The 21,753-nt window shown below is 45.4% G+C and carries 15 protein-coding genes and 1 riboswitch; of the genes, 6 read left to right on the forward strand and 9 right to left on the reverse strand.

Annotated elements, in window-relative coordinates; genetic code table 11:
- Positions 1-55 precede the first annotated feature (55 nt).
- Entirely contained in the window at positions 56-1,474 is a 1,419-nt protein-coding gene (locus tag ACM1ND_RS20800) for an alanine/glycine:cation symporter family protein (protein WP_023989998.1), read from the reverse strand.
- A 159-nt stretch (positions 1,475-1,633) separates the two neighbouring features.
- A riboswitch (glycine riboswitch) is annotated at positions 1,634-1,728 on the reverse strand.
- Positions 1,729-1,992: 264 nt separating this feature from the next.
- A complete protein-coding gene (locus ACM1ND_RS20805) occupies positions 1,993-3,450 on the reverse strand; it encodes a glycoside hydrolase family 1 protein (RefSeq protein ID WP_071558341.1) in 1,458 nt (485 codons plus the stop codon).
- 212 nt (positions 3,451-3,662) lie between these two features.
- Between ACM1ND_RS20805 and ACM1ND_RS20810 the strand changes: the two genes are divergently transcribed.
- The 4 genes from ACM1ND_RS20810 to ACM1ND_RS20825 all read left to right on the forward strand — a co-directional run bounded on the left by ACM1ND_RS20810 (position 3,663) and on the right by ACM1ND_RS20825 (position 8,569).
- Positions 3,663-4,634, forward strand: coding sequence for a LacI family DNA-binding transcriptional regulator (locus ACM1ND_RS20810; protein WP_023990000.1), 972 nt, complete (start codon positions 3,663-3,665; stop codon positions 4,632-4,634).
- Positions 4,635-4,867: 233 nt separating this feature from the next.
- A complete protein-coding gene (licT, locus tag ACM1ND_RS20815; RefSeq protein WP_023990001.1) occupies positions 4,868-5,710 on the forward strand; it encodes a BglG family transcription antiterminator LicT in 843 nt (280 codons plus the stop codon).
- Between the two features lie 230 nt (positions 5,711-5,940).
- Positions 5,941-7,797, forward strand: a complete 1,857-nt coding sequence (locus ACM1ND_RS20820) for a beta-glucoside-specific PTS transporter subunit IIABC (protein ID WP_023990002.1) — start codon at positions 5,941-5,943, stop codon at positions 7,795-7,797.
- A gap of 256 nt (positions 7,798-8,053) precedes the next feature.
- Entirely contained in the window at positions 8,054-8,569 is a 516-nt protein-coding gene (locus tag ACM1ND_RS20825; protein WP_023990003.1) for a thioredoxin family protein, read from the forward strand.
- 196 nt (positions 8,570-8,765) lie between these two features.
- On the opposite strand, the gene ACM1ND_RS20830 is transcribed toward ACM1ND_RS20825, so the two are convergent.
- Complete coding sequence (locus tag ACM1ND_RS20830; protein WP_049827706.1) at positions 8,766-10,124, reverse strand: sugar phosphate nucleotidyltransferase; 1,359 nt, start codon at positions 10,122-10,124, stop codon at positions 8,766-8,768.
- A gap of 160 nt (positions 10,125-10,284) precedes the next feature.
- Between ACM1ND_RS20830 and ACM1ND_RS20835 the strand changes: the two genes are divergently transcribed.
- Positions 10,285-10,980 (forward strand): response regulator transcription factor, encoded by a 696-nt coding sequence (locus ACM1ND_RS20835; RefSeq protein ID WP_023990005.1) that lies wholly within the window; start codon positions 10,285-10,287, stop codon positions 10,978-10,980.
- A gap of 42 nt (positions 10,981-11,022) precedes the next feature.
- On the opposite strand, the gene ACM1ND_RS20840 is transcribed toward ACM1ND_RS20835, so the two are convergent.
- Genes ACM1ND_RS20840 through ACM1ND_RS20850 form a run of 3 tightly spaced genes read right to left on the reverse strand, consistent with a single transcriptional unit; the run spans position 11,023 to position 17,686 of the window.
- Complete coding sequence (locus tag ACM1ND_RS20840; protein WP_075154657.1) at positions 11,023-15,453, reverse strand: hypothetical protein; 4,431 nt, start codon at positions 15,451-15,453, stop codon at positions 11,023-11,025.
- 50 nt (positions 15,454-15,503) lie between these two features.
- Entirely contained in the window at positions 15,504-17,240 is a 1,737-nt protein-coding gene (locus ACM1ND_RS20845) for an ATP-binding protein (RefSeq protein WP_076264937.1), read from the reverse strand.
- Positions 17,237-17,686 (reverse strand): hypothetical protein, encoded by a 450-nt coding sequence (locus ACM1ND_RS20850; RefSeq protein WP_028541546.1) that lies wholly within the window; start codon positions 17,684-17,686, stop codon positions 17,237-17,239. The genes ACM1ND_RS20845 and ACM1ND_RS20850 overlap by 4 nt, the downstream gene beginning before the upstream one ends.
- A 45-nt stretch (positions 17,687-17,731) precedes the next feature.
- Here ACM1ND_RS20850 and ACM1ND_RS20855 point away from each other — a divergent pair, with 45 nt between their 5' ends.
- Positions 17,732-18,436 carry a response regulator gene (locus ACM1ND_RS20855; protein WP_418026523.1) on the forward strand — a complete coding sequence of 235 codons (705 nt, stop codon included), beginning with the start codon at positions 17,732-17,734 and terminating at the stop codon, positions 18,434-18,436.
- Here ACM1ND_RS20855 and ACM1ND_RS20860 read toward each other — a convergent pair.
- From ACM1ND_RS20860 to ACM1ND_RS20870, 3 genes are read right to left on the reverse strand one after another with little or no spacing between them, the layout of a single operon-like run.
- On the reverse strand, positions 18,404-19,315 hold the full coding sequence (locus ACM1ND_RS20860) for a glycosyltransferase family 2 protein (protein ID WP_023990010.1): 912 nt from the start codon (positions 19,313-19,315) through the stop codon (positions 18,404-18,406). The genes ACM1ND_RS20855 and ACM1ND_RS20860 overlap by 33 nt on opposite strands.
- Entirely contained in the window at positions 19,275-20,501 is a 1,227-nt protein-coding gene (locus tag ACM1ND_RS20865) for a glycosyltransferase family 4 protein (RefSeq protein WP_104497869.1), read from the reverse strand. The genes ACM1ND_RS20860 and ACM1ND_RS20865 overlap by 41 nt, the downstream gene beginning before the upstream one ends.
- Positions 20,485-21,750, reverse strand: coding sequence for a transporter (locus ACM1ND_RS20870; protein WP_418026524.1), 1,266 nt, complete (start codon positions 21,748-21,750; stop codon positions 20,485-20,487). Before ACM1ND_RS20870 ends, ACM1ND_RS20865 begins: the two co-directional genes overlap by 17 nt.
- Positions 21,751-21,753: the final 3 nt, after the last annotated feature.

A 21,753-nucleotide genomic window follows, 5' to 3' on the forward strand; every position in this document is an offset into this window, starting at 1 on the left:
TTCAAAAGGGAGTGTCCTCAAGCCTGTGATGACTGAGGGCACTCCCTTTTGGAATTTATGAATTAACCGTTTGTCCTTTTTCTTCTACTTGGATAGCTGCCCCTACACTGGCACCTGCAAGAATGCCCTTTTTCTTACTAGAATTCAGAGAATCCATATAGGTTCGGGTTTCTGCGACTACAATTCCTGATAAGCCGAGCAGGGCAATCAGGTTCGGGAAAGCCATCATTGCGTTAAAGATATCTGCCAGCAGCCAAATCGCATCCAGTTTAATGAACGCGCCCCCGGCAACCAGTAGGATGAACAGATAGCGGTATGGCTTAATCCACTTGACCCCAAGCAAATATTCAACACAGCGTTCCCCGTAATAGTTCCAGCCGAGCATGGTGGTGAACGCAAACATAATCAGAATGATTGTGAGCAGTTCTGCCCCCAGCGGGAATGCGCTGGAAAATGCTTGCTGAGTCATCAGGCCCGCATCGGTAGGCCCGCTCCACACACCACTAACCAGTAGCGTCAACCCGGTCATCACACAAATAACCATCGTATCAATAAACACGCCTGTCATGGAAATTAGCCCTTGCTCCGCAGGCCATTTGGTTTTGGCAGCTGCGGCTGCAATCGGTGCGCTTCCCAATCCGGCCTCATTGGCAAAAATACCTCTGGCTACCCCACTTCGCATCGCCAGCATAATCGTAGCTCCGGCAAATCCGCCCGTTGCAGATGTAGTTGAAAATGCCGAATGGAGCACCAGCGCAATTGCGGCAGGTAGTTGGTCAGCAAACCGAATCAGTACGATGAGACAGATCAGTACGTACAAGCCTGTTTTAAAAGGAACGACCTTCGTCGATACCTTGGCAATGCTTTTGAGTCCTCCAATAGTAACAAGTCCTGTAAGGATAGCAATAATCAGTGCCGTTACAATGGGCGGAACGCCAAAACTGTTTTCGGTCGAAGATACAATCGCTTTGACCTGCGGAAACGTTCCAATCCCGAACAACGCTACCAGCATGCCCGAAAAAGCAAACAGCATCGCCAGCGGTTTAAAACGGCGTCCCAGACCTTTCTCAATATAATACATCGGGCCGCCGGAAAATTGCCCATTCCGATCCTTCACCCGGTATTTTACCGCAAGTACACCTTCCGCATATTTCGTCGCCATCCCAAAAAAGGCTGCAACGACCATCCAGAACAAGGCACCCGGCCCGCCCAGCTTAATGGCTGTCGCTACGCCGACAATACTTCCTGTGCCAACTGTAGCCGCCAACGCTGTACTCAAAGCCGCAAAACTACTTACATCCCCGCTGCCTTCATTCGGGGCCTTACCGATCAGCTTGATCGCCAGGGGCAGGCGGAATACCTGCAGCATCTTCAAACGTATGGTCAGCCACAACCCCGTTCCCATGACAAGAATGATGAGAGGCGCCCCCCATATCCAACTGCTAATCGCTTCTAACACATGTACCAAATTCATTTCAACCCGCTCCTCCAGCATATTAGAAAACAAAAAAGAGTCAAATCCGCTGATTCGACTCCTGGAGAGGTTAAAGGCACGAAAAAATACAACCATCTTGCGCAGGTTTCTGCCTCTAATAGCTTATAAAAAAGCCTAGGGCATTCCCTGTCACAGGTTATTCGCGTCTCTGTCCTTTTGCCTGAGAGTTTAAGCAGATGTTCTCTGCGGTGCACCTTCGGCGCCCAATTAAGGGTCTCTCCAGAGTTCTGTCCGTTTACGGTCCCCGCTTGTTGCTGTAATCAGCCTAAGCACCTGAGAGTTTTGCCCCTTCGGTCGGAACTTTCGTTCCATCTCCCGCAAACATCAACCAGACATATGAAATTTTTATTTATTATACAGAAAACTTTCAGCTTATTACAAGTGAAAAGTTTGTGAAGCCCTCTGAAACATTATTATTATGTCTATCAAAAAAAGCGGGTACAGCAGATTGCATCCTTAGGATGTCCTCTGCTATACCCGCCCGAGAAAATTTGGAATTACAATTCTTCACCATTGGTTGCTATCACATTTTTATACCAGTTAAATGAGTCCTTTTTGGAGCGTTTGAGCGTTCCGTTACCGTCATCATCCAGATCAACGTAAATAAATCCGTAGCGCTTGGACATTTCGGAAGTAGACATGCTCACAAGGTCGATAGGACCCCAGCTGGTGTAACCAATCAGATCAACACCGTCGGCAATCGCTTCCTTCATTTGGACAATATGCTGACGCAAGTAATCAATGCGATACGTATCATGCACAGAGCCGTCTTCTTCCACCTTATCATACGCACCCAAACCATTTTCCACGATGAACAGCGGCTTTTGGTAGCGGTCATAAAACGTGTTCAGCGTAACACGCAGGCCGATCGGATCGATCTGCCATCCCCAGTCAGAGGACTGTAAATATGGATTTTTCACGCCGCCAATCAGGTTTCCTGCTGCTTTTTCGCCTTCTGGACCTGCAGATACGGTCAAGGTCATGTAGTAGCTGAATGAGATATAATCGACCGTGTTATTTTTTAAAATTTCGGCATCGCCTGGTTCTGTGTGTATAACAACATTATTTTCTTCAAAATAACGATTCATGTAGTTGGAATATTCCCCACGGGCATGCACATCCGTAAAGAACAGGTTCATCTGATTTTCATGCTGGGCTTTCAGTATATCCTCTGGATTACACGTATGTGGGTAGCTTTCCAAACGAGCCAGCATACAGCCGATTTGAGAGCCCGGGATGATCTCATGTCCTCGTTTTGTCGCCAGTGCACTAGCTACAAATTGATGATGCAGTGCTTGATATATCGCTTGCTGCTTGTTTTCTACGCGGTCAATGACCACCCCGCCACCGGTAAACGGACTCATGGTCATTACATTGATTTCATTAAAGGTCAGCCAGTATTTTACTTTATCCTTATAACGCGTGAACACAGTTTCGGCATAATTTACGTAGTGCTGTATAACTTCACGACCCAGCCAGCCATTATACTTCTGAGTCAAACCCAGCGGTGTCTCATAATGTGACAATGTTACCAGCGGTTCAATACCATATTTGCGCAGCTCATCAAATACATTGTCGTAGAATTGCAGTCCCGCTTCATTCGGCTCGGCATCATAGCCATTTGGGAAAATCCGCGACCAGTTGATGGACATACGAAATACCTTAAAGCCCATTTCCGCGAACAATGCAATATCTTCTTTGTAGTGGTGGAAGAAGTCCACACCTTCACGTTTTGGAAAACGGGCATTGACTTTGCCTGCCAAAATGTCTTCGAGTCGCTCGGACGAAATCTCCATAGCATGATCGTTCTTGCGCTCTGCTTTGGGTACATAGGCAACCATGTCGGCACTGGACAATCCTTTTCCATCTACGTCAAAAGCACCTTCCAATTGGTTGGCTGCGGTTGCACCACCCCACAAGAAGTTTTTCGGAAATCCTTTTAGCGTCTTCGTCATGGTATAAAAACCTCTTTCCGTATTTAAGATATTTACTTTGGTCAAGTAATCCCATCAAGTGCTGCAAATGTGAATCAATACCTAACGGTAACCGTTCTTCCTTTGAAAAGGATTGACAGATGCTTTAAAATAGACGTAATGCCTTCATAAGCATCCTAATCGTTGTAACGCGTTTCATGTCAAGTATTTTTTCTTATGTGAGGAGAAGCACCATGTCGAATCTTGATCAAATTGCAAAACTGGCGGGCTTTTCCAAAGCTACGGTATCCAGAGTATTAAATCAGTCACCCCATGTCAGTCACGAAACAAGAACTAAGATTTTGAAAATCATGCAGGAATTGGATTATGTTCCTAATCGGAATGCCATTTCTCTATCCAAGGGTCAGACGCTTCAGATCGGTATCATTACTTCAACTATTAATGAAATTGTTCTCGCTTTTCTGGACAGCTTTGTGGAAGTAGCCGGCCAGTATGAATTCCAAACCATTATTTATACTTCGGGAGAAGACAAAAAGAAAGAGCTTCAAGCCTTTGAGGATTTAAAAAGAAAAAGAGTCGATGCGCTGGTCATCATTTCCTGCGTGAATGACACTGATTTTTTGAGTACCTATTGCAAATATGGCCCGATCGTTTCGTGGCAACGAATGGAGCATACCGATATTCGCTCCGTCGCTATGGATCAGTATGAAGGATATATGTTAGCGCTAAAACATTTGATACAAAAAGGCTATACTCGTATAGCCAATGCTTTTGGTCGTCCGAGCAGCATCAATACCCATAGCAGACAACGAGCCTACGAACAGATCATGAGTGAGCACAATCTGCCAGTGTTGCAACACTGGAATCACTCTTCTATTTATAATATCCGTGATGGCGAACAGGTCGTACGGGATTTGTTACAGCGTCGGGAAGAATTTCCAGAGGCTATTTTATGTGCTAACGATTATGTAGCAGTGGGCATTCTCTGCGAAGCACGCAGACAACGGCTGAACGTACCGGAAGATCTGGCGATTGTCGGATTCGATAACACGGAGCTGGCGCATACGATGGGGATTACAACGATTCAAAATCCCATCATGGCTCAAGCACAAAATGCTTTTTTCATGCTTTCCCCTCAGCTGATTGGACGCCAAATGGAGCTTCATTCGCTAGAGTACTGCCTCATTGAACGTACGACCACGTAAGGTAACGATTTACTTGCAAATTAGGCAAAAGGGCCTTGATATGAAATATTTTTTGTCGAATCAGAATAAAATATGTTGAAATCGCTTTTTTTTGTGCTACAATAGCACTATATCGAAGGATTGTGACCGGTGATGCGGGCAATGCCTGAGTTCAATTGAGTGCTATTGCTAACAATAGTGTTGAATTGTGCTTAGGCATTTTTTATTGGTAAAGGATGGGAGGGGGAACTTCAATGATTATTGAGAAGGTGCTCAATAACAACGTCCTATTGACTAAAAACGATAAAGGCAAAGAGGTCATCGTGATGGGAAGAGGTATTTCCTTCAAAAAGGTGGCTGGCGATCAAGTCGATGATGATAAAATAGATAAGATTTTCATGTTAAATGAAAACGAGTTCACGGCTAAACTAACTGAACTGCTGAACGATATTCCAGTGTCTCATCTGGAGGTCGTGAATGAAATCGTAACCCATGCAACGGAAGTGCTGGATACGGAGTTAAGCGATAATATTTATTTAACATTGACCGACCATATTCATTTTGCCATACAACGGCAAGAAAAAGGACTGGCACTCCAAAACGCGATGCTGTATGAAATTAAACGCTTTTACAAAAAAGAATTTGCAGTTGGACTGGATGCTCTCCAAAAAATTGAAAATACGCTCGGAGTAAAATTGGGCGAAGATGAAGCGGGATTTATTGCATTGCATATGGTGAATGCACGGATCGACGGTAACGAAATGAAATCTACACTGAAAATGACCGAGATTGTCCAACATATATTGAACATTATTACGTATCATTACGGAATTGTGCTGGATGAGTCTTCTTTTAGCTATTCGAGATTTTTGACACATTTGCAATATTTTGCGATGCGAGTGATTCGCAAAGAAGTCATTCACAGTGGTGAAGAATTTTTGTACAACCAGGTGAAGCAGACGTATACCGAAGCTTTTGCTTGTGCCCAAAAGATCAATGAGTATCTGGAAAAAACATACGATCAATATTTAAGCAAGGATGAATACGTATATCTAACTATCCATATTCATCGGGTAACTGAGCGTAATAACATATAAGATTAACAACTTCATATCCTCATCGTTCATGGATTGTGACTGGTAAGGCAGGCAAAACCTAAACTGATGGTGAAATCGACGTTCCTCTATAGGAGAGTGCGTAGTTTTCACCACGAGTTTAGGTTTTTCTTGTTTACAAGTTTAAAAAGGTGCACGCCGGCGCATCTTAGCAACAGATGTAAACAGTAAATCCTATCAGTAGCAAGAATAACCCATAAGGAGTTCTGAACATGAGTGATAAAGAACTATCTAAAAAAATAGTGACCCTCGTTGGTGGCGAAGAGAATGTCAATTCGGTATTCCATTGCGCTACACGCTTGAGATTTAAATTAAATGATCGTACAAAAGCAGACAAAGCCGCACTGGAAGCAACCCCTGGTGTCATTACAGTAGTGGAAAGCAGCGGCCAGTTTCAAGTGGTCATCGGTAACAATGTAGGTCAAGTGTTTGAGCATATGATGGCAGAAACGAATTTGCAGGATGCAGACAATCCTAATGCCAAAAAAGAAGAATCTTCTGAAAAAACGAATTTTCTTGGCAAAGCGGTCGATATCATTTCCAGCATTTTTTCTCCCATTCTCGGTGCTCTTGCCGGGGCAGGTTTGCTTAAAGGGCTACTGGCGTTAATTTTATCTTTTCAATGGATTAATGATAAAAGCGGTACGTACCTGATCCTAAGTGCAGCTTCCGACAGTGTTTTCTATTTTCTACCTGTGTTTTTGGCTATTACATCGTCCCGTAAATTTAAGACAAACACCTTTGTATCGGTGGCAATCGCTGGAGCTCTGGTCTATCCAGCAGTTATAACGGCGGTAAGCAACCCAGAAAGATTGGCGTTTTTAGGTATTCCGATCATTCTGATTAATTACAGTTCCAGTGTCATTCCAATTATTCTCGCGGTCTGGGTTCAGTCCTATGTGGAGCGCTGGTTCAATTCCTTTATCCATCAATCGGTTAAAAACATTATCGTGCCGATGCTTTCGCTCCTGGTCGTTATTCCGTTAACATTTCTGGCCTTTGGTCCAGTAGGTAACCTGATCAGTCAGGGCTTGGCAAACGGTTTTACATGGGTATACAATTTAAGCCCACTAATTGCCGGGGCTGTTGCCGGGGCATTCTGGCAAGTGTTTGTTATTTTCGGCGTACACTGGGGCTTCGTTCCGGTCATGCTGTCGAATATTGCAACATTGGGCTATGACACGATGCTTCCGATGCTTACAGCAGCCGTACTTTCTCAGGCTGGTGCAACATTGGGGGTATTCCTGAAATCCCGGAACACTCAGATGAAGGCTTTGGCAGGTTCCTCTACGCTGGCCGCTATTTTCGGGATTACAGAACCAACAATTTATGGCATAACTTTGAAATTGAAAAAGCCGTTCATTTATGCTTGTATTTCCGGGGCAATCGGCGGGGCGATTATCGCTTCTGGCGGAGCGCACGCACAATCCTTTGCATTACCGGGTCTACTGGCGTTGCCGACTTATTTCGGACCTGGATTCTTGTGGGTAGTCATCGGTTTGCTCGTTGCCTTTGTACTTGCAGTTGTATTGGTTATGATTTTGGGCTTTGATGATCCAAAAGAAGAAACTGCAAAAACAGAAGCTGCACCCGTAAAGAAAGAAGTGGCAATCGAGAAAGAAATTCTCGTAAGCCCACTGCAAGGTAAAGTATTGCCTTTGGAACAATCTTCTGATGTTGCTTTTGCTTCAGGTGCTATGGGGAAAGGTATCCTCATTGATCCTACAGAGGGTGTGCTGACATCTCCTGTCAATGGAACGATTACGACAGTATTCCCGACCGGACATGCCATCGGTATTACTTCCAATGACGGAGCAGAAATTCTGATTCACGTGGGTGTTAATACAGTGAAGCTGAAAGGACAATTCTTTGACAAGCGCGTCAAGGAAGGCGATATAGTTAAGCAAGGACAACTGTTGCTTGAATTTGATATCGAGCAAATTAAGGCAGCAGGCTATACTACGGCTACGCCGATTATCGTAACAAATTCCGCTCAATACCTGGATGTGTTGAACACAATGGAAACTGAAGTGAAGCGTGAGGATTACTTGTTGACTGTTGTGGTCTAACGTTTAACTTTCAGACTAGAGCATTTTGCATAAATCCCAGGAGCGTTTTCAAATCAGCAGTATATAGATCGAAACGCTTTAGTTCGTCTATATACTGTACTTACAAGCGTTGGGAATCGAATTATGCAAAATGCTGATTAAAGAAGCTTTCCCCATGGAAAGCTTCTTTTTTTATACATAATGAGACAAGTGTTACAGCGAAAAATGGAAATATCATTTATTGTAAGTGTAAGAATGTAAAAAAAGGAGGATTTCTGTGAAAAAAGGATATATCGCCGGGTTAAGTGTCATTGTGTTGCTTATCATTGGTATCGCTATTTCAGCTGTAGTTAAATTTCAAGACCTAGAGCAGGTTGTTCTACAAAAAGACAAAGAAATCCAAGCGAGCAAAAGCAATTACCCAGAAATATATGACCACTTGAATGCGGTTACATTTGATGGTTTTAAGAGTTTGATTCAACAGGATCAAAGTGTATTTGTCTATGTCGGCAGACCGAGTTGTGGCGACTGCAATCGGTTTGAGCCTAACTTTAACAAGATGATCGAACAGTATAATCTAGGCTCTAAAATTACTTTTTTGAACGTTCACAAAATCCATAAGGACAAGCCCCAATGGAATAAATTCAAAGAGGATTACAACGTTAAATACACCCCCACCATTGCAGAATTCAGAAACGGCAAGCTGGTTGATAAAATAGAATGGACGCCTAAAAGAGATCTCAGTACAGACGCTGTAAAAGAGTGGCTGACCTCCAAGAAACTTATTTTATAAGTCTCTTTTCTATCCATTTCATTACGCACACAAAGAACTGTTTATGCAAAAAAAGGTATTCATTCGTGTAGCGCATGAATACCTTTTTTAGGAATGTACAGGTCATCTAAGCTCTAATAAAAAATAGTTCCTACTACTCTTCACTGCCTTCTGATAAACCTCGTTCGTATCTATCAGTCCCTATATTGTAGACACTTCATAGAGTATGATCGTCAATCGAATCAGGAAATTCATATCGGATAATATCCGTTTCGGATACGATATGTCCGATTTGTGACTCAATGAATTCTAAATCTCCCTCTACTGCCCCTATAAAATGCTTTGTACCGGGTTCTATGACGATGACCTCACCAGGGCTGACTGTCTGTGTCACGCCATTGATAGAGACACTCCCGGTTCCAGAAACTATAGTCCAAACTTCTTTACGAAACTGATGCTCATGATAGCTGATAAATCTCCCATTTGAAATGACCACGCGTTTGGTCACTGTCTGCAATCCACTTGCCGCCTGTTGATGGGATAATACGGTTTGCTTTCCCCAGAAGCGCTCCTCAAAACGCGGGCCGATTTCAATTTCTGCCACCATATCCTTAATTCCTGTTGACGACTGTCGATCCGTAACCAGCACGCCATCTGGACCAGCAACGACAATAATGTCTGGAACATTCCAGATGCTAACCGGAATCTCCAGTTCATTGATGATATGCGAGTCATGTGAAGCTTCTGAAATATATCCCGGGCCACTCAGCTTCGAACTTACTTCCCGTACCAAAGAATCCCATGTGCCCAAGTCTCTCCACTCTCCATGATAGGGAAGCACGGAGAGCTTATGAGTATGCTCTACTACCGCAATATCGAAGCTAGTTTTAGGTAAGTCTGCGTAATTTGTCGAAAGAGATTCATAGTCGGCTGGTAAACCCATTTGCTCCAGAATATCCAACAAAAAGCCCAGTCTAAAAGCAAACACCCCGCAATTCCATAAGGCCCCTTCACGGATCAACGCTTCTGAACGGATCAGATCCGGCTTTTCAACAAATGAACTAACCCTGTAATATGGCTGGTCAAGTGAAGGAGAGGCTGAAGGCACAATATATCCGTATTTATCTGAGGGCTCCGTTGGGGCAGCCCCCATTAATGCGATATGGCTTCCTGATTGCTCTAATATCGAAGGAAGCCTACGCAGATGCTCGAAAAATTCATCCCCCGCATACCCGTCCACAGGCATGACCCCTACGATCTCATCGCGTGATGCACCTGCAACGTCATGCAAGTAGGCCGTAGCCAGGGAAATGGCCGGGAAGGTATCCCGTTGAGTCGGCTCCTCAATAACTACAGCATCTCCGCCAATTTGCCCCCGAATCAGCTCGGCCTGAGTTCCACTCGTTGAAAAATAGGCCTCATCTGCCAAATTCGCCTCATCTAATTGCCTCCATATTCGTTGCAGCATGCTTTCTGGACGTTCATCATGACGTAAAATAGAAAGAAACTGCTTGGGGCGGTTCACATTGGATAAGGGCCATAGACGTTTACCCGAACCTCCAGATAATAAAATCATTCGCAAAGATGCAACCTTCTTCCTCTAAATTAATATTTTTCTTTCATTATAGGACTGTTCGATTTTCGCATTTCTGCCGAATACATAAGTATGTATTATCGTGGAAAATACATACTTATGCAATGTAATTGTATCTTTATCCGTACAGGAGATGTCAGTCATGCCCATAAAAATACTCATCATTGAAGATCAAAAAAGTTTGGCAGATATGATTGCTCTTCATCTGCAGGAGGAAGGCTATCATACCGAACTTATCTATGACTCTAAACTTGCAATTCCTACACTTATGCGTTTTAAGCCCGATATTATTGTGACCGCTCTAATGTTTTCCGGTAAAGTCGAATGTGCGCTGATCAGCCAAATCCGTCAATTTACTACGGTCCCTATGCTGGTTATCTCTAATAACACCCTGCTGAATATAAGAATAAAGGCTCTGGACGACGGAGCAGATGACTTCTTATGCAAACCATTCAGCCTGATAGAGTTAAATGCCCGCATCAAAGCCCTGCTGCGCCGCTGCGGCCCCAACATGCCCATTGAATCGCAAACGGTAACTCAAAAGCTTAAAAAGGTAAGAGTGTGGGTGAATGATTACCGTCATAGCCTGTTAGTCGATGACCAAGAAATAGAAGTCACTCAAATTGAATTTTCCATTATAAAAGAGATGTCCTGCAATCCAGGTAAAGTCTTTACCCGCAGCGAGCTGATGGATCGGATCAAAGGCGGAGATGGCGCTTATCTGGATCGTACCATCGACGTACATATTTCCAGCCTTCGCAAAAAAATAGAACGTGACCCTAAAAATCCTCAGCATATCCGTACCGTCTGGGGCAGAGGCTACAAATATGAGATGTAGCCGTATCATGGCTACCCATTTCCCCACTGAGCAGCTTGCTTTTTATGAAAGATTTCGCTTCTTCCATCGCCGATAAGGAAGAAAACAAGCTGCTCCACCCAGTATCCCTATGAGGAACAGTACCCAGCCGAAACGGTAGGCGGAAGCCAGAATAACGACGACTTTCCCGTTCCCGTTACCATTGGTAATGAATCCGGTAGTCACTCCATTGACGGACAGACGGGCTCGCTGATTTTCGCTACCTAGCCTGAACTCCCACAGTGGATTGGGTGATTCGGTCTCCCGGATCAGCACCTGTTCATGCGTTGGATTATATAGCGTAAAACTGCGTTCCATGGAATTTTCACGAGTTGCCTGAATGCTCTCCGATGCATGTGGAGCCATAAAAAAGGTATCCATATCCGATCCCTCAAACAACGTAAACTGATCCACTGTAATCATGGCTTGATAAGGGATGATGGAATATTGCTTCATTTGAAATAAGCCTGACTGCTTCTTGTGCGCATGCGCCAAAATCTGAAACTGCATCAAGGCAGTTCCTGCCGGAGCCTTCACAATTTGATCATAATGATTCCATTGTTCCTTATCTCTCTCCTCCACCTCATCAATATAGGAGGTTTGGAGAACCTGGGACGCTTTATTCAAAAAAATGACCTTCATATGCCGACTTCCAATTTGTTCTGATCGCGCATCCAACTGAACGGCATACTCTTGCAGCGGCTCTGCCTTCATTTTCTTGGACGCATAAATATTCCAGTCACAGGAATAGCTAGGTGCGTAACGGATAGAGAGTCCTTCGTCCTTGATTGACAGATTCGTCTGCCCAGGTCGAATATCCGCCACACATCCGACATCCGTCGTGCTCAATGATTCCTTCGTATCCTCCCCCGGCATCACCGTCACTTCCTGCGCAGCCATTCGATGAATATCTCCAAAACGGCTCAATGACGGCACCTGACTATCCAGCACAAGGGTTAAGCGATACTTCCCCTTGGTTAGGAACAGATTTTTAAATTCGACTCGGCCGTAGTCATTCAGCAGACCGGGAATTTGTATGATTTTCTTGGCAAAACCATCCTGATCGGGCACCGTTTCAATAACCTGCTTTTCGGATAAAGAGGTCGCGGGTAGCCGCTTATACGACTCCTTCGTACGAATCGTTCTGGTCAGCACCTTTCCCGTCTCTTCATTCGTCCACTTCATCGTTAATGACCCCTGGTACCCAGCGGGGAGATTAGCCAAAATAGCTGTGGCATAGGTTCCCGTTTTGGCGACTTCCACATCCCTGCTTAACGTCCCCTTCTGATAGCTGATCCCCCGCCCCATACTAAGTCTTGGTAAAGCACGTTCCGTCTGTACATTCCCTTGTGCGTTAAAATCGCTCTCTGCCTCCAAGGTGAAAAAAAGCTTGCCCCGCTTCAATGCCTGCTCCACTGGAAAAGATAGCTGATCTAGCTGATCCACAGGGACAATCGCAAATTGATTGATCGCATTAAAGCCTTGCAGGTTATTAACCGTGACTGGAGTATCTCCTTTTGGAAAAACATGTTCTCCCAGATCCACCCATTGAAATTGGTTTAAACCATCATCCTGAGTCTTGATACTAACCACTTTGTCCGGCAGTGTGACTTGCAGTTTCCCGCCTGCCTTATTCATAAACACTCTAGCATATACATGCGAGGTTTGAGGTTGATCCAGTTTTTTGTGCATCGTAAACGTATTAGGCTTGCTATATTGCCCCAAATCACGCAGCTGGATATCATGAATCCACCAGTAATTTTTTTGCTGTGGACGCTGTAGGGTTAACAAATCCATTCGCATCCAATAGCTACCGGGCGGCGACACGTATTCCCCGTAAAATTTCACACTGTCAAAATTATATCCCTCCGAAGGCGCCACGACATAGCTAACCCCCAGTTCACGCATTTGCTTATCGTAAAATCTCATTTTCACATGCATTTTGTTCGTTCCGCGACCGGAAACAGTAATTTGGAACTGATACGGATTATTTTCCTTGGCTTCCAGCAAACCCGATCTAGCGACCTGCCATATATTACTCGGGTCTCCCTTCATAATTTCGCCGTGCAGAGTTGGCACATCATTCAATTCCTCACGGGGATTAGCCTGCACACTGAACAACTGCGGATTATCCGGCTTGAAGAAGGTTTCGGTCCGCAACATGGAATCAAAGTCCACGACCGTCTTCCCTTCGATACTGCTCATCTGATACGGGGCCACATCCAGCTTCTTACTGGCAAAGGTGACCGCAATCCCTGCATCCATTTCCATATCGAACGGAAAGTTCCGTATATTTTGGGAGGATAAATACCATAACCAATCGTTAGTCGAGGCAAAGGTTTTGGACCATTTTAAAAAGGCATTACCATCCTCAATGGCATCAAAAGGGCGTAAGTAATCCTCGGCTGGAAGCTGTGACAACAACAAGTCATTAAAGGACGCCGCTTCCACATAATCCCCTTTGTTAATCGTCTGGATGGTTTTTAGCTCAGGCTTTAACGCACTGAACAGCACCCCAAAGCGGCTAAAATCAAAACCAGGCAGATGACTGTAGCTCTCCAATCGGCTAAAACCGTAAGGTGTTACAATTTTACTCGCAAGGATGTTCATATAGGGCGGTGTCTGATCGAGATTGAATATGGAAAATAGCCCGTTCTGGTACGTACGTTTCAGCCCGGTCTGACCTTCCAGCTGAGACAGGTGGAAATCCTGCCGCTTCTCCTGCCCCACATATTCATCATGGTAGACCAACTGATTGACCCCAAAGGTAGAGAACAGCCAGCCTAATCGGGAGCTTAATCCATTGTCCATGACATACTGCAGAAAATTCATATAGTATGTAATGCCGGGATCATTCCCCTCATGATGAAAGATCGTATTTTTAGGAGAAGAGTATACCTGAAAATCTCCGGTTGCCTTTTCGTTTGCGGTCTTCCCTTTATTCCATTTGGGCGTGGCTACTCCGTTATAGCTCTGAATCATATTGTCAGCAATCGGAAAGTATAATGCCTTGCTATCGAAACGATCCGGGTCAGTCAGCTTTTCAGCCATTTGACTATAAGCCTCCGGCACTTGTACCGGCTTGTAGTACCCCTCAATGAACTGAGTACGCAAGGGAGCAAAATATATCCCCAGGCATAAAACGACAATAACTACCGCCAGCTTTTTATATACACGCTGCAACGGGGATGATCCGAACCATTCCATAAATTGAATAACACCGAAGGTCAGCAACACCCCGAAATTAAGGGCAATCAGTCCAATAAATTTGTTAGGATCACGGAAAACCGAACCAATCACAGGGGTTTTCGTAACCAAAATGACAAACCACTTGGCAATGGATGGGAACGTCGTCCCGGTAGCTGCAACCAGAAACAGCAACGTAAGTAGCGAGAAGATCAGAATGATCGGATTTTTATGTGAACGTGTCACCATCGCATACCCAATCAATAGCAACAAAAATCCCCCTCCTACATAAAACATGCCAGGCAGTGAGGACAAGGAAAACATGGGCCACCAATAGCTCAGTAAATAACCCACATTATCTAAGCTGCTGTTACGGCTGAACAAAGACAACGTATCCACGACGTTGATATTATGCTGAGACGCTTGAGCGTCCATCAACATGCTACCGACATATAGAGACAACCAATAAAAACTGAGCAGACCGAAAAACACGCCAAAAATGATCCCTTTACGCAAAAAATTGCCGTATAACGGCTGCAAATAGGTGCGACCGGCCTTACGATGGGTCCAGGTCAACTTGATCAATAGCAACATGGTGAACAATCCCAAATAAATCATACCGAAGAAAAAATAATGAATTGCCGCAGCACTAACGGTGAATACCGCAGCCAACAGGAACAGGTCGATCCAGTTTCGCTGATACAACTTGTGGGGATGATAGTTTTTAATTTGTTGAATTTGAAACTTGGGGTCCACCGCACTGAAAAAAAATCGCAGCATTAACGGAAACAAACTATATCCACAGAGCAAATAAATATGCTGAATGCGGAAAATAACCCACGGATTCAGCGCATAAAACAACGAGCCGACCATGATGGCAAAAATACGGGTCTTCGTAAAGCTTGGTGAATAATACACGCTAACCAGACGCTTGGCAAAGGCATACATCGAAAATGCCGAAACAAATAACAAGCCTGTAATAAACGACTTGAGCAAGACCGGGCCGCTTTCGTCAAATAAGAGTGACAGTCCATAGAAGGGCAAGATGTACAGGATACGTGGAGCATTGAACAAGGTCGAGGTAGACCATCGCTCGTTCCATACTCCGGTTATTTCCTCCAGATACCGATGAGAGGTGGCTCCAAAAGCAATGTCGCTAAACACAATTTGCCCTGGTCCATAGATGGGTGCAAGATATGCAACAATCGCAATCAGCATCAACATCATTGCCGCCATATCGTAGCGGTAGCGAAATATCCATTTTTTCATGCTTGTCCCCCTCTCTTGAACTTCTCGTATATCTGTCGGTTATCTTGGGCCTATCTCCTCAAACGAACGATTGCCTGCAAGCCCTGATCGGTATTACGCAGCTTTAAACGACCGCCTATGGTCTTCAGGTATGCATCCATATGATACAGGCTGAACGCATGCTCCTGGGAGTTTTGGGAATAGTCTGGCTGGAAATAGCTCCAACGCATTTTATCATCAATCCCGCCGCCCGTGTCTTCAATGTTAATAATAATTTCTCCTTCTTCCAGCCGTGAACTAACCTTAAGCACTTGAGATTGCCGCTTGGACCGCAGACCTGTTCGGCCCTTTTCCTGATTCTCAGGCTGCTCTCCACCTTGGCCCATGGCCTGAACTGCATTTTCCAGCAGCCCCTGAATCGTTTTGTACAGCATGGGTGCTTGTGCTGCAATCGATGGAACAGGCTCTTGCCGCAAGATCACTTGAATGTTCTTCATGTTCAATGAACGGTTCGCCCATTTCAGCGACTCAGACAATACTTCATTCATATCTGTAAAGCTAATTCCACTATTATCATGCATCTTCTCTTCCAGCTCATCGCGCAAGCTACGGACTCCCGTCAGTAACTCTCCCAGTGAGGATTCCTGTCTGAGACGACCCTGGATGAAATTTTCATTCAACTCGCGAAAATACTCCAGTTCCTCATGAGAGGCTCCTTTTCCCTGACTGGAAGCCGCTTCAAAACGGTTTGCTAGATCATGATAAAATCCCAGCAGCTTCAAATCATCACCGCCTGTGAGACGGCTAGTCTGCTCTTGCAGCTCTTGTAGCTGCTGCTCAATCGTCTGCATTAACGGCAAATAATATGTGTCCTGCTGCTGTCGCATATCTTCATCGCGCCGTTGGTCACGCACCTGATTGTTCACGATGGCATCCTTTACAATCCTTTTGCGGAACTGTACGAGCATGGCCCACAGAATGAACAATATCAGAACCATGACCATCCACAATTGTTTGCGAAAGGAGCTGATTCGCTGTGCTGTATCCTCGCTGACATCCTTAACCGATATGTAAAGGGCCTCTTCACCAATCCGGCTGAATCCTATTCCGTGTTTCTCACCGTCATCTTCAATGACACCTGTATTGCCCTCCAGCAGCCTACGGGTTACGCCCGTGATGTCCGTTCGGTTAATATCCGGAGTACTTCGGGAAGCTACGACCTTAAATTGACCGTTATAAAATAAAGTCTCATGCTGGTTAACTGGTTTACTTTTAATAATCCCGCTGAGCATATCAGCGTCAACCGTGCGCACCATAAAACCGCCCATCTGCGCTCCTTGAATCCTGCATGCTATATACTGGGCAGGCTGATGATCCTCTGTCACAAAAGAGCTTACTGCACAACCATTTTGCAGCCATTTAATCTGCTGGACCGCACTTTTCATCTCACGATTGTCTCGTCCGACCATCACACGATACTGCTCATCCAGCACATAAAAGGCCCCGCCGCTTTCACGCTTAAACCCTTCAGGATACTGGCGTGTTCCCTGATTCAGCATATCTCTGCCCAGACTGGACGACAGCTCCTTCAGTTCAGTCTGCCATGCAGCATAACGCTCGGTTATGCTGCTGGAAAGTTCCTGTACCTCATACTGGAGCTGCTCGTTCTGAATCTCCGCCAAGTGACCACTGAATTGCCGCACAACAAACCATTGAAGCACAGCGGCCAAGAACAATGTCACACCCAGAACGATCAGGTACAGGATCAGCTTTTGCCAACCTGGTTTCAACAAAGCCCATTGCTTCATGCTCCCCTGTCCCCCCCATTCTGTTCAAGACGGCTCAAAATAGCCTGCATCAGGCATTCCAGCTCGTAGCTGACCAGCGGTAGCCGTGCGCACAGCAACCGGGGAGTACGGCGCTGGAGTGCAGCAAACCTCGCAGCGGTTTCCGTTGCCCCGTCCGTCAGTAGGATCAACTCGCATGTTTTTGCGATATATAAGCGATCCAGCTCTTCCTCACCGTATTCTCGCAGATCAACAACGTAAATATCATGACGATCGTCCATATGCTGAAGTGCGCTGGAGACAGCCAGGGTCACTCCTGTATGCCGTGCAGCATGATACTGATGAAGGAGACGCATACCTTTTTCCCAGAGGGCATGTTCAGCCGAATCAAATCGTTCACAAAAAAGACGCAACGCCCGTTCTGTATTGACATCTTTCAAAAATGCCAAAACGCTGATATTATACATGTAGTTCCTCATTTCTTACTTCCTGATTGGAGTTGCGCAGTTCTTATGACACCCCAAAACATTCTATTTGTTGACGACAGCCCTATGGTTCTGTCCCTGCTTGAACGGACCTTGACGCAAGAAGCATTCACCTTACATACCGCTCACACGCCCAAAGAAGCCTTACAAGTGCTGGAACAGCACCCGATTGATGTGGTAGTTTCCGATCTGCTCATGCCTGGTCTGGATGGGATTACCTTCCTTCGCATGATTAAGAAGGATTATCCACATATCGTACGAATTATTTTGTCTGGTCACCTGCATACGCAGTCCATTTTATCGGCGATTAACCAAGTCGGTGTGTTCCGTTTTTTGACGAAACCGCTGGAGCTGGATGATGATACGCTAAAAAAAATACTGTATGAGGCGCTTGATCAGGCCAAACTCAACCGAAACAGCCTACATGCAGACCAGAACGTAGCTTCCAACCTGTCAGTTTTTATAGACAGCATTTTGAATGCACCGTACCGACCCTATGTGCTGCTGAATGAACAAGATATCGTAACCGCTGTACACATTGCACTCGCTGAGCTGTATCCTGTCGGCTGCTCACTACGTCATCCTGACGGGGAAGGTATTCAGTTAACCACGCATTCATTATATATACCGTATGAGGAGTCGGAATCTTCCGATCCCGACTTATACACGCTGGATACACTGACCCTCGGCCATTCATCGTTACGCCTTATCCGCCTTAGCGAGATCACCTGAGTGACGGGTGCCGCCCTTTAACACGGCGGCTACCCCAATCACAGTCAGGCATACATACATCCACAACATCCCCATCGTCAGCAAGGGGTGACGGATATAGTTTTTCAAATTCCCCCATGTATACAGCACCGGACGGAAGAAGTACCAACGTTCCAGCGCTTTTCGCAATCCGCCCTCTTCAGATGACATCGTACGATCCATCACCGAAAAGTAGTAGGCTTTTTTACGTAATACATCGTGCAGATACACCTGTTTTTCATCATGGTATACCCGTGTAAATACCGCCCGGCGAATGACTCCGCCAGACTCTATATAACGCAAGGTCGGCTGTATTTCTTCAAAAGCAATTTGCTCCGCATTAAACCCGCCCGTCGATTCGTAAGCGCTCATTCGCCAGAAGCGTGCCGCTTCAATGGAGCGTTTTCCCAAGGTCTCACCCGCATTGTTAATCACATTTCGCTCAAAAACTTTCACTTTGGAAAAAAAATTATTTGCTTCCGAATACGCCTCTTCCGGAACGACCAAGGCGCCAATATCCTGATGATCGTCAAAAAAGTCAATGCTCTGCTGAATCAGATGTTCGGCTAAAATCATATCGGAATCCAATACAAATATGTATTCGGCACCCAAGCGTTTCGCTTCCTCAACTGCCCTGACCCTAGCGACTCCCCGCTCCCCATGGGGAAGCTCCAATACCGTTACGGGTACTGAACTCCCTGCCGACAGCATACGAATCGTCTCAACGGTCCGGTCATTGGAGCCATCATCAGCAATTACAATATGCAGATCCTTGTAATTTTGCCCCATACAGCTTCGCAAACAAGGCTCTATCGTCCGTTCATTGTTGTACGTGGAGAAGAGAATGACCACTTTGTCCACTCTGTTCCGCCTCCTCTACCCAATCTTCCATCAACTGCTCAAACGCAGCAGCCGTATGATCAAAATGGAATCTTAACGCATATTGATACGCCCGCTCACGGATGGCCATGTAATCTTCGCCGCCCTTTGCTGCTCTTTCCATTTGTTCAGATAATCCTCGGATGTCGCCGTGAAAGCATAGATACCCGCTCTTCCCAAAATCCGTTGCATCCACCAGACCCGGTGAATTGCTGACAATGCTAGGGGTTCCAACGGCTGCCGCTTCGGTAATCGTCAAACCCCAGCCTTCACGTAAGGAAGGAAATACGAGCGCGTGGGCACGACTCATCAGCTCCAGCTTATGCTCTGCTGAAACAAATCCGTAAAAGGTAATATCGGCTTGCGATTGCCCCTGTTCATCCGGTTCTCCGTATGTCAAACCATACTGTTTCATAATCGGCACTAATTGTTCTGCCACATAGGTTTTATCGGTTTTTCCGGCAATCCATAACATAGCCTGAGGGAACTTTTCCTTGAGCTGCCCAAAGGCCTCAACGACCAGATCAATACCTTTATATTTGACGAAGCGCCCAGCATACATGAAGGTCGGATTAGGCTCCTTCGTTAAAAATTGTTCGCGCGGCCAATGATCAAACTCAATGCCTTCCGGTAAAAGATGAACACGATCCGGGTGAAAGCCCAGCTTAAGTAGATCATATCGAGTAGACGGAGATACCGTAAGCGTCCGATCCTTACGAGCCAGCTTAAGCATCAAGGGCTCCATATGAAACCCAATAACATTTAGTGGGAATTTGGCGTTCTCAAACCATATTTCCCTTGTTAGCTGATGTATGAAAAAAATCCGTTTGGATGCCTCCACCCAAAATCGGGTAAAGAATTGATGCGTATTCGCCTGGTTAATCACATAGTCGATCTTCCCTCGATGACGACGGTAATAGCGCATCGCATAATAAATAACACTGTATATGTTCCCTTTTCGAATATACGTAATACCGTCAATAACTTCATGCTCAGGCATCCCCTCAAATTGGGGTGAAAAATGAATGAACTGGAAACGTCCTTGCTGTGAGCGTTTAAGCATTTCATGGGTAAAAATTTCTGCTCCCCCGCTTTTAGGTGAACGAATGTCACGCCAGGAAAGCAATAGAACTACGGTTTTACCGTCCTGTTCATGTATGGTATTCATGGGGTAAATCCCCCTTTATCTTTATTTTGAACAAATGCACATAGGCGTCTATCACAAAGTAGAGAGCCATAGCCCCGTAAACTATGAACTCAGATAGCAAAAAATCTACCGGATCTGTGTGGGCAATATGAAAGGCTACTAATAAAGCCGCGGCTCCTGCCATCAGACTGAACATAAATTTTCGTCTGCCCACCAATACGTGCACATGCACAAAAAACAGCACGATGGAAAATAGCCAGTACACCCATCCTCCCCATGGAATATAGGCCTCGGCCGATTGGTAAGAGGCTCCGAATAATATGGGAATAGAGGATGGGAACACAAAGGTTGTGCCCACATATACACAGATCGCAGCTACAGCCATTAAACCGGCATAGACGGCAATCAACTTGCCCAAAGCTTGGCGGTCATGCCCCTGCGCACCGATCTTTGGAATAAAAGCAGCAATTAGGCTATACGAAACGTAATAGACCAACTGGCTGTACTTCAGCGCAATGGCATAGCTGCTGGCCTGCTCAGGAAAGTAATGCTGTACATACAACATGTCGATGGAGATACAAAACAAAATGAATAAATTCGTCATAAGGCTATCGGTGAAATCCTGACCCAATGATTTCCATAACCCAGAAGGGATATGTTCTCCACTGTATGTGAATAAGGACAAGCCACGAGCCGAAACGATCCAGCCGTGGAGCAGCGACAGCAACATTCCTCCACAGCTTGCTAACAGTAGGGCTTCCAGCTTTAACCCCAGTGCAGCCAGAACAAAAAACAGGCTCAGCTTCCCTAATACCTCAATGTAATAGTTCACATTGAGCGCCAACATGCGTTCCCTGCCCTGTAAATCTCCGCGGCACGAACTTACAAGAATATGCAGTCCAATCAAGCCATACAGCATGAACAGCGGACCGGATTCGACACCTAATAGCGAACGCAGTAACGGATGAAAGATGAGTAAAATGATCATGGCAAGCACGGTTAGCACCAAAGGTGCTTTGAGTAATAGAGAACCGAGCGGTAAGCTTCGTAGCGCAAGCTTTTGGTCTCCCTTAGAGACCAGTTTGGCGGTTAATAGCTGGATGGATAAACCCAAAACGGATAAAAGTGCAAAAAGTGCCAGCAGCGCATTCGCCTGGCCATAAGCTTGTCCCGTAAGATACCAACTCGCTGCAATGTGGAAGAAAAAATTAAATCCGTTAAGCAGCACATTAAAGAGAGGGAACATCAACGATCGCAATCGGTTGTTCACGTT

The organism is Paenibacillus sp. JJ1722 (assembly GCF_048282685.1).
Lineage (GTDB): Bacteria > Bacillota > Bacilli > Paenibacillales > Paenibacillaceae > Paenibacillus > Paenibacillus polymyxa_B.

Coding starts and splice junctions, on each gene's coding strand:
- ACM1ND_RS20800 (WP_023989998.1), bottom strand. CDS start 1,474: ATGAATTTGGTACATGTGTTAGAAGCGATTAGCAGTTGGATATGGGGG.
- ACM1ND_RS20805 (WP_071558341.1), bottom strand. CDS start 3,450: ATGACGAAGACGCTAAAAGGATTTCCGAAAAACTTCTTGTGGGGTGGT.
- ACM1ND_RS20810 (WP_023990000.1), top strand. CDS start 3,663: ATGTCGAATCTTGATCAAATTGCAAAACTGGCGGGCTTTTCCAAAGCT.
- licT (WP_023990001.1), top strand. CDS start 4,868: ATGATTATTGAGAAGGTGCTCAATAACAACGTCCTATTGACTAAAAAC.
- ACM1ND_RS20820 (WP_023990002.1), top strand. CDS start 5,941: ATGAGTGATAAAGAACTATCTAAAAAAATAGTGACCCTCGTTGGTGGC.
- ACM1ND_RS20830 (WP_049827706.1), bottom strand. CDS start 10,124: ATGATTTTATTATCTGGAGGTTCGGGTAAACGTCTATGGCCCTTATCC.
- ACM1ND_RS20835 (WP_023990005.1), top strand. CDS start 10,285: ATGCCCATAAAAATACTCATCATTGAAGATCAAAAAAGTTTGGCAGAT.
- ACM1ND_RS20840 (WP_075154657.1), bottom strand. CDS start 15,453: ATGAAAAAATGGATATTTCGCTACCGCTACGATATGGCGGCAATGATG.
- ACM1ND_RS20845 (WP_076264937.1), bottom strand. CDS start 17,240: ATGAAGCAATGGGCTTTGTTGAAACCAGGTTGGCAAAAGCTGATCCTG.
- ACM1ND_RS20850 (WP_028541546.1), bottom strand. CDS start 17,686: ATGTATAATATCAGCGTTTTGGCATTTTTGAAAGATGTCAATACAGAA.
- ACM1ND_RS20855 (WP_418026523.1), top strand. CDS start 17,732: ATGACACCCCAAAACATTCTATTTGTTGACGACAGCCCTATGGTTCTG.
- ACM1ND_RS20865 (WP_104497869.1), bottom strand. CDS start 20,501: ATGAATACCATACATGAACAGGACGGTAAAACCGTAGTTCTATTGCTT.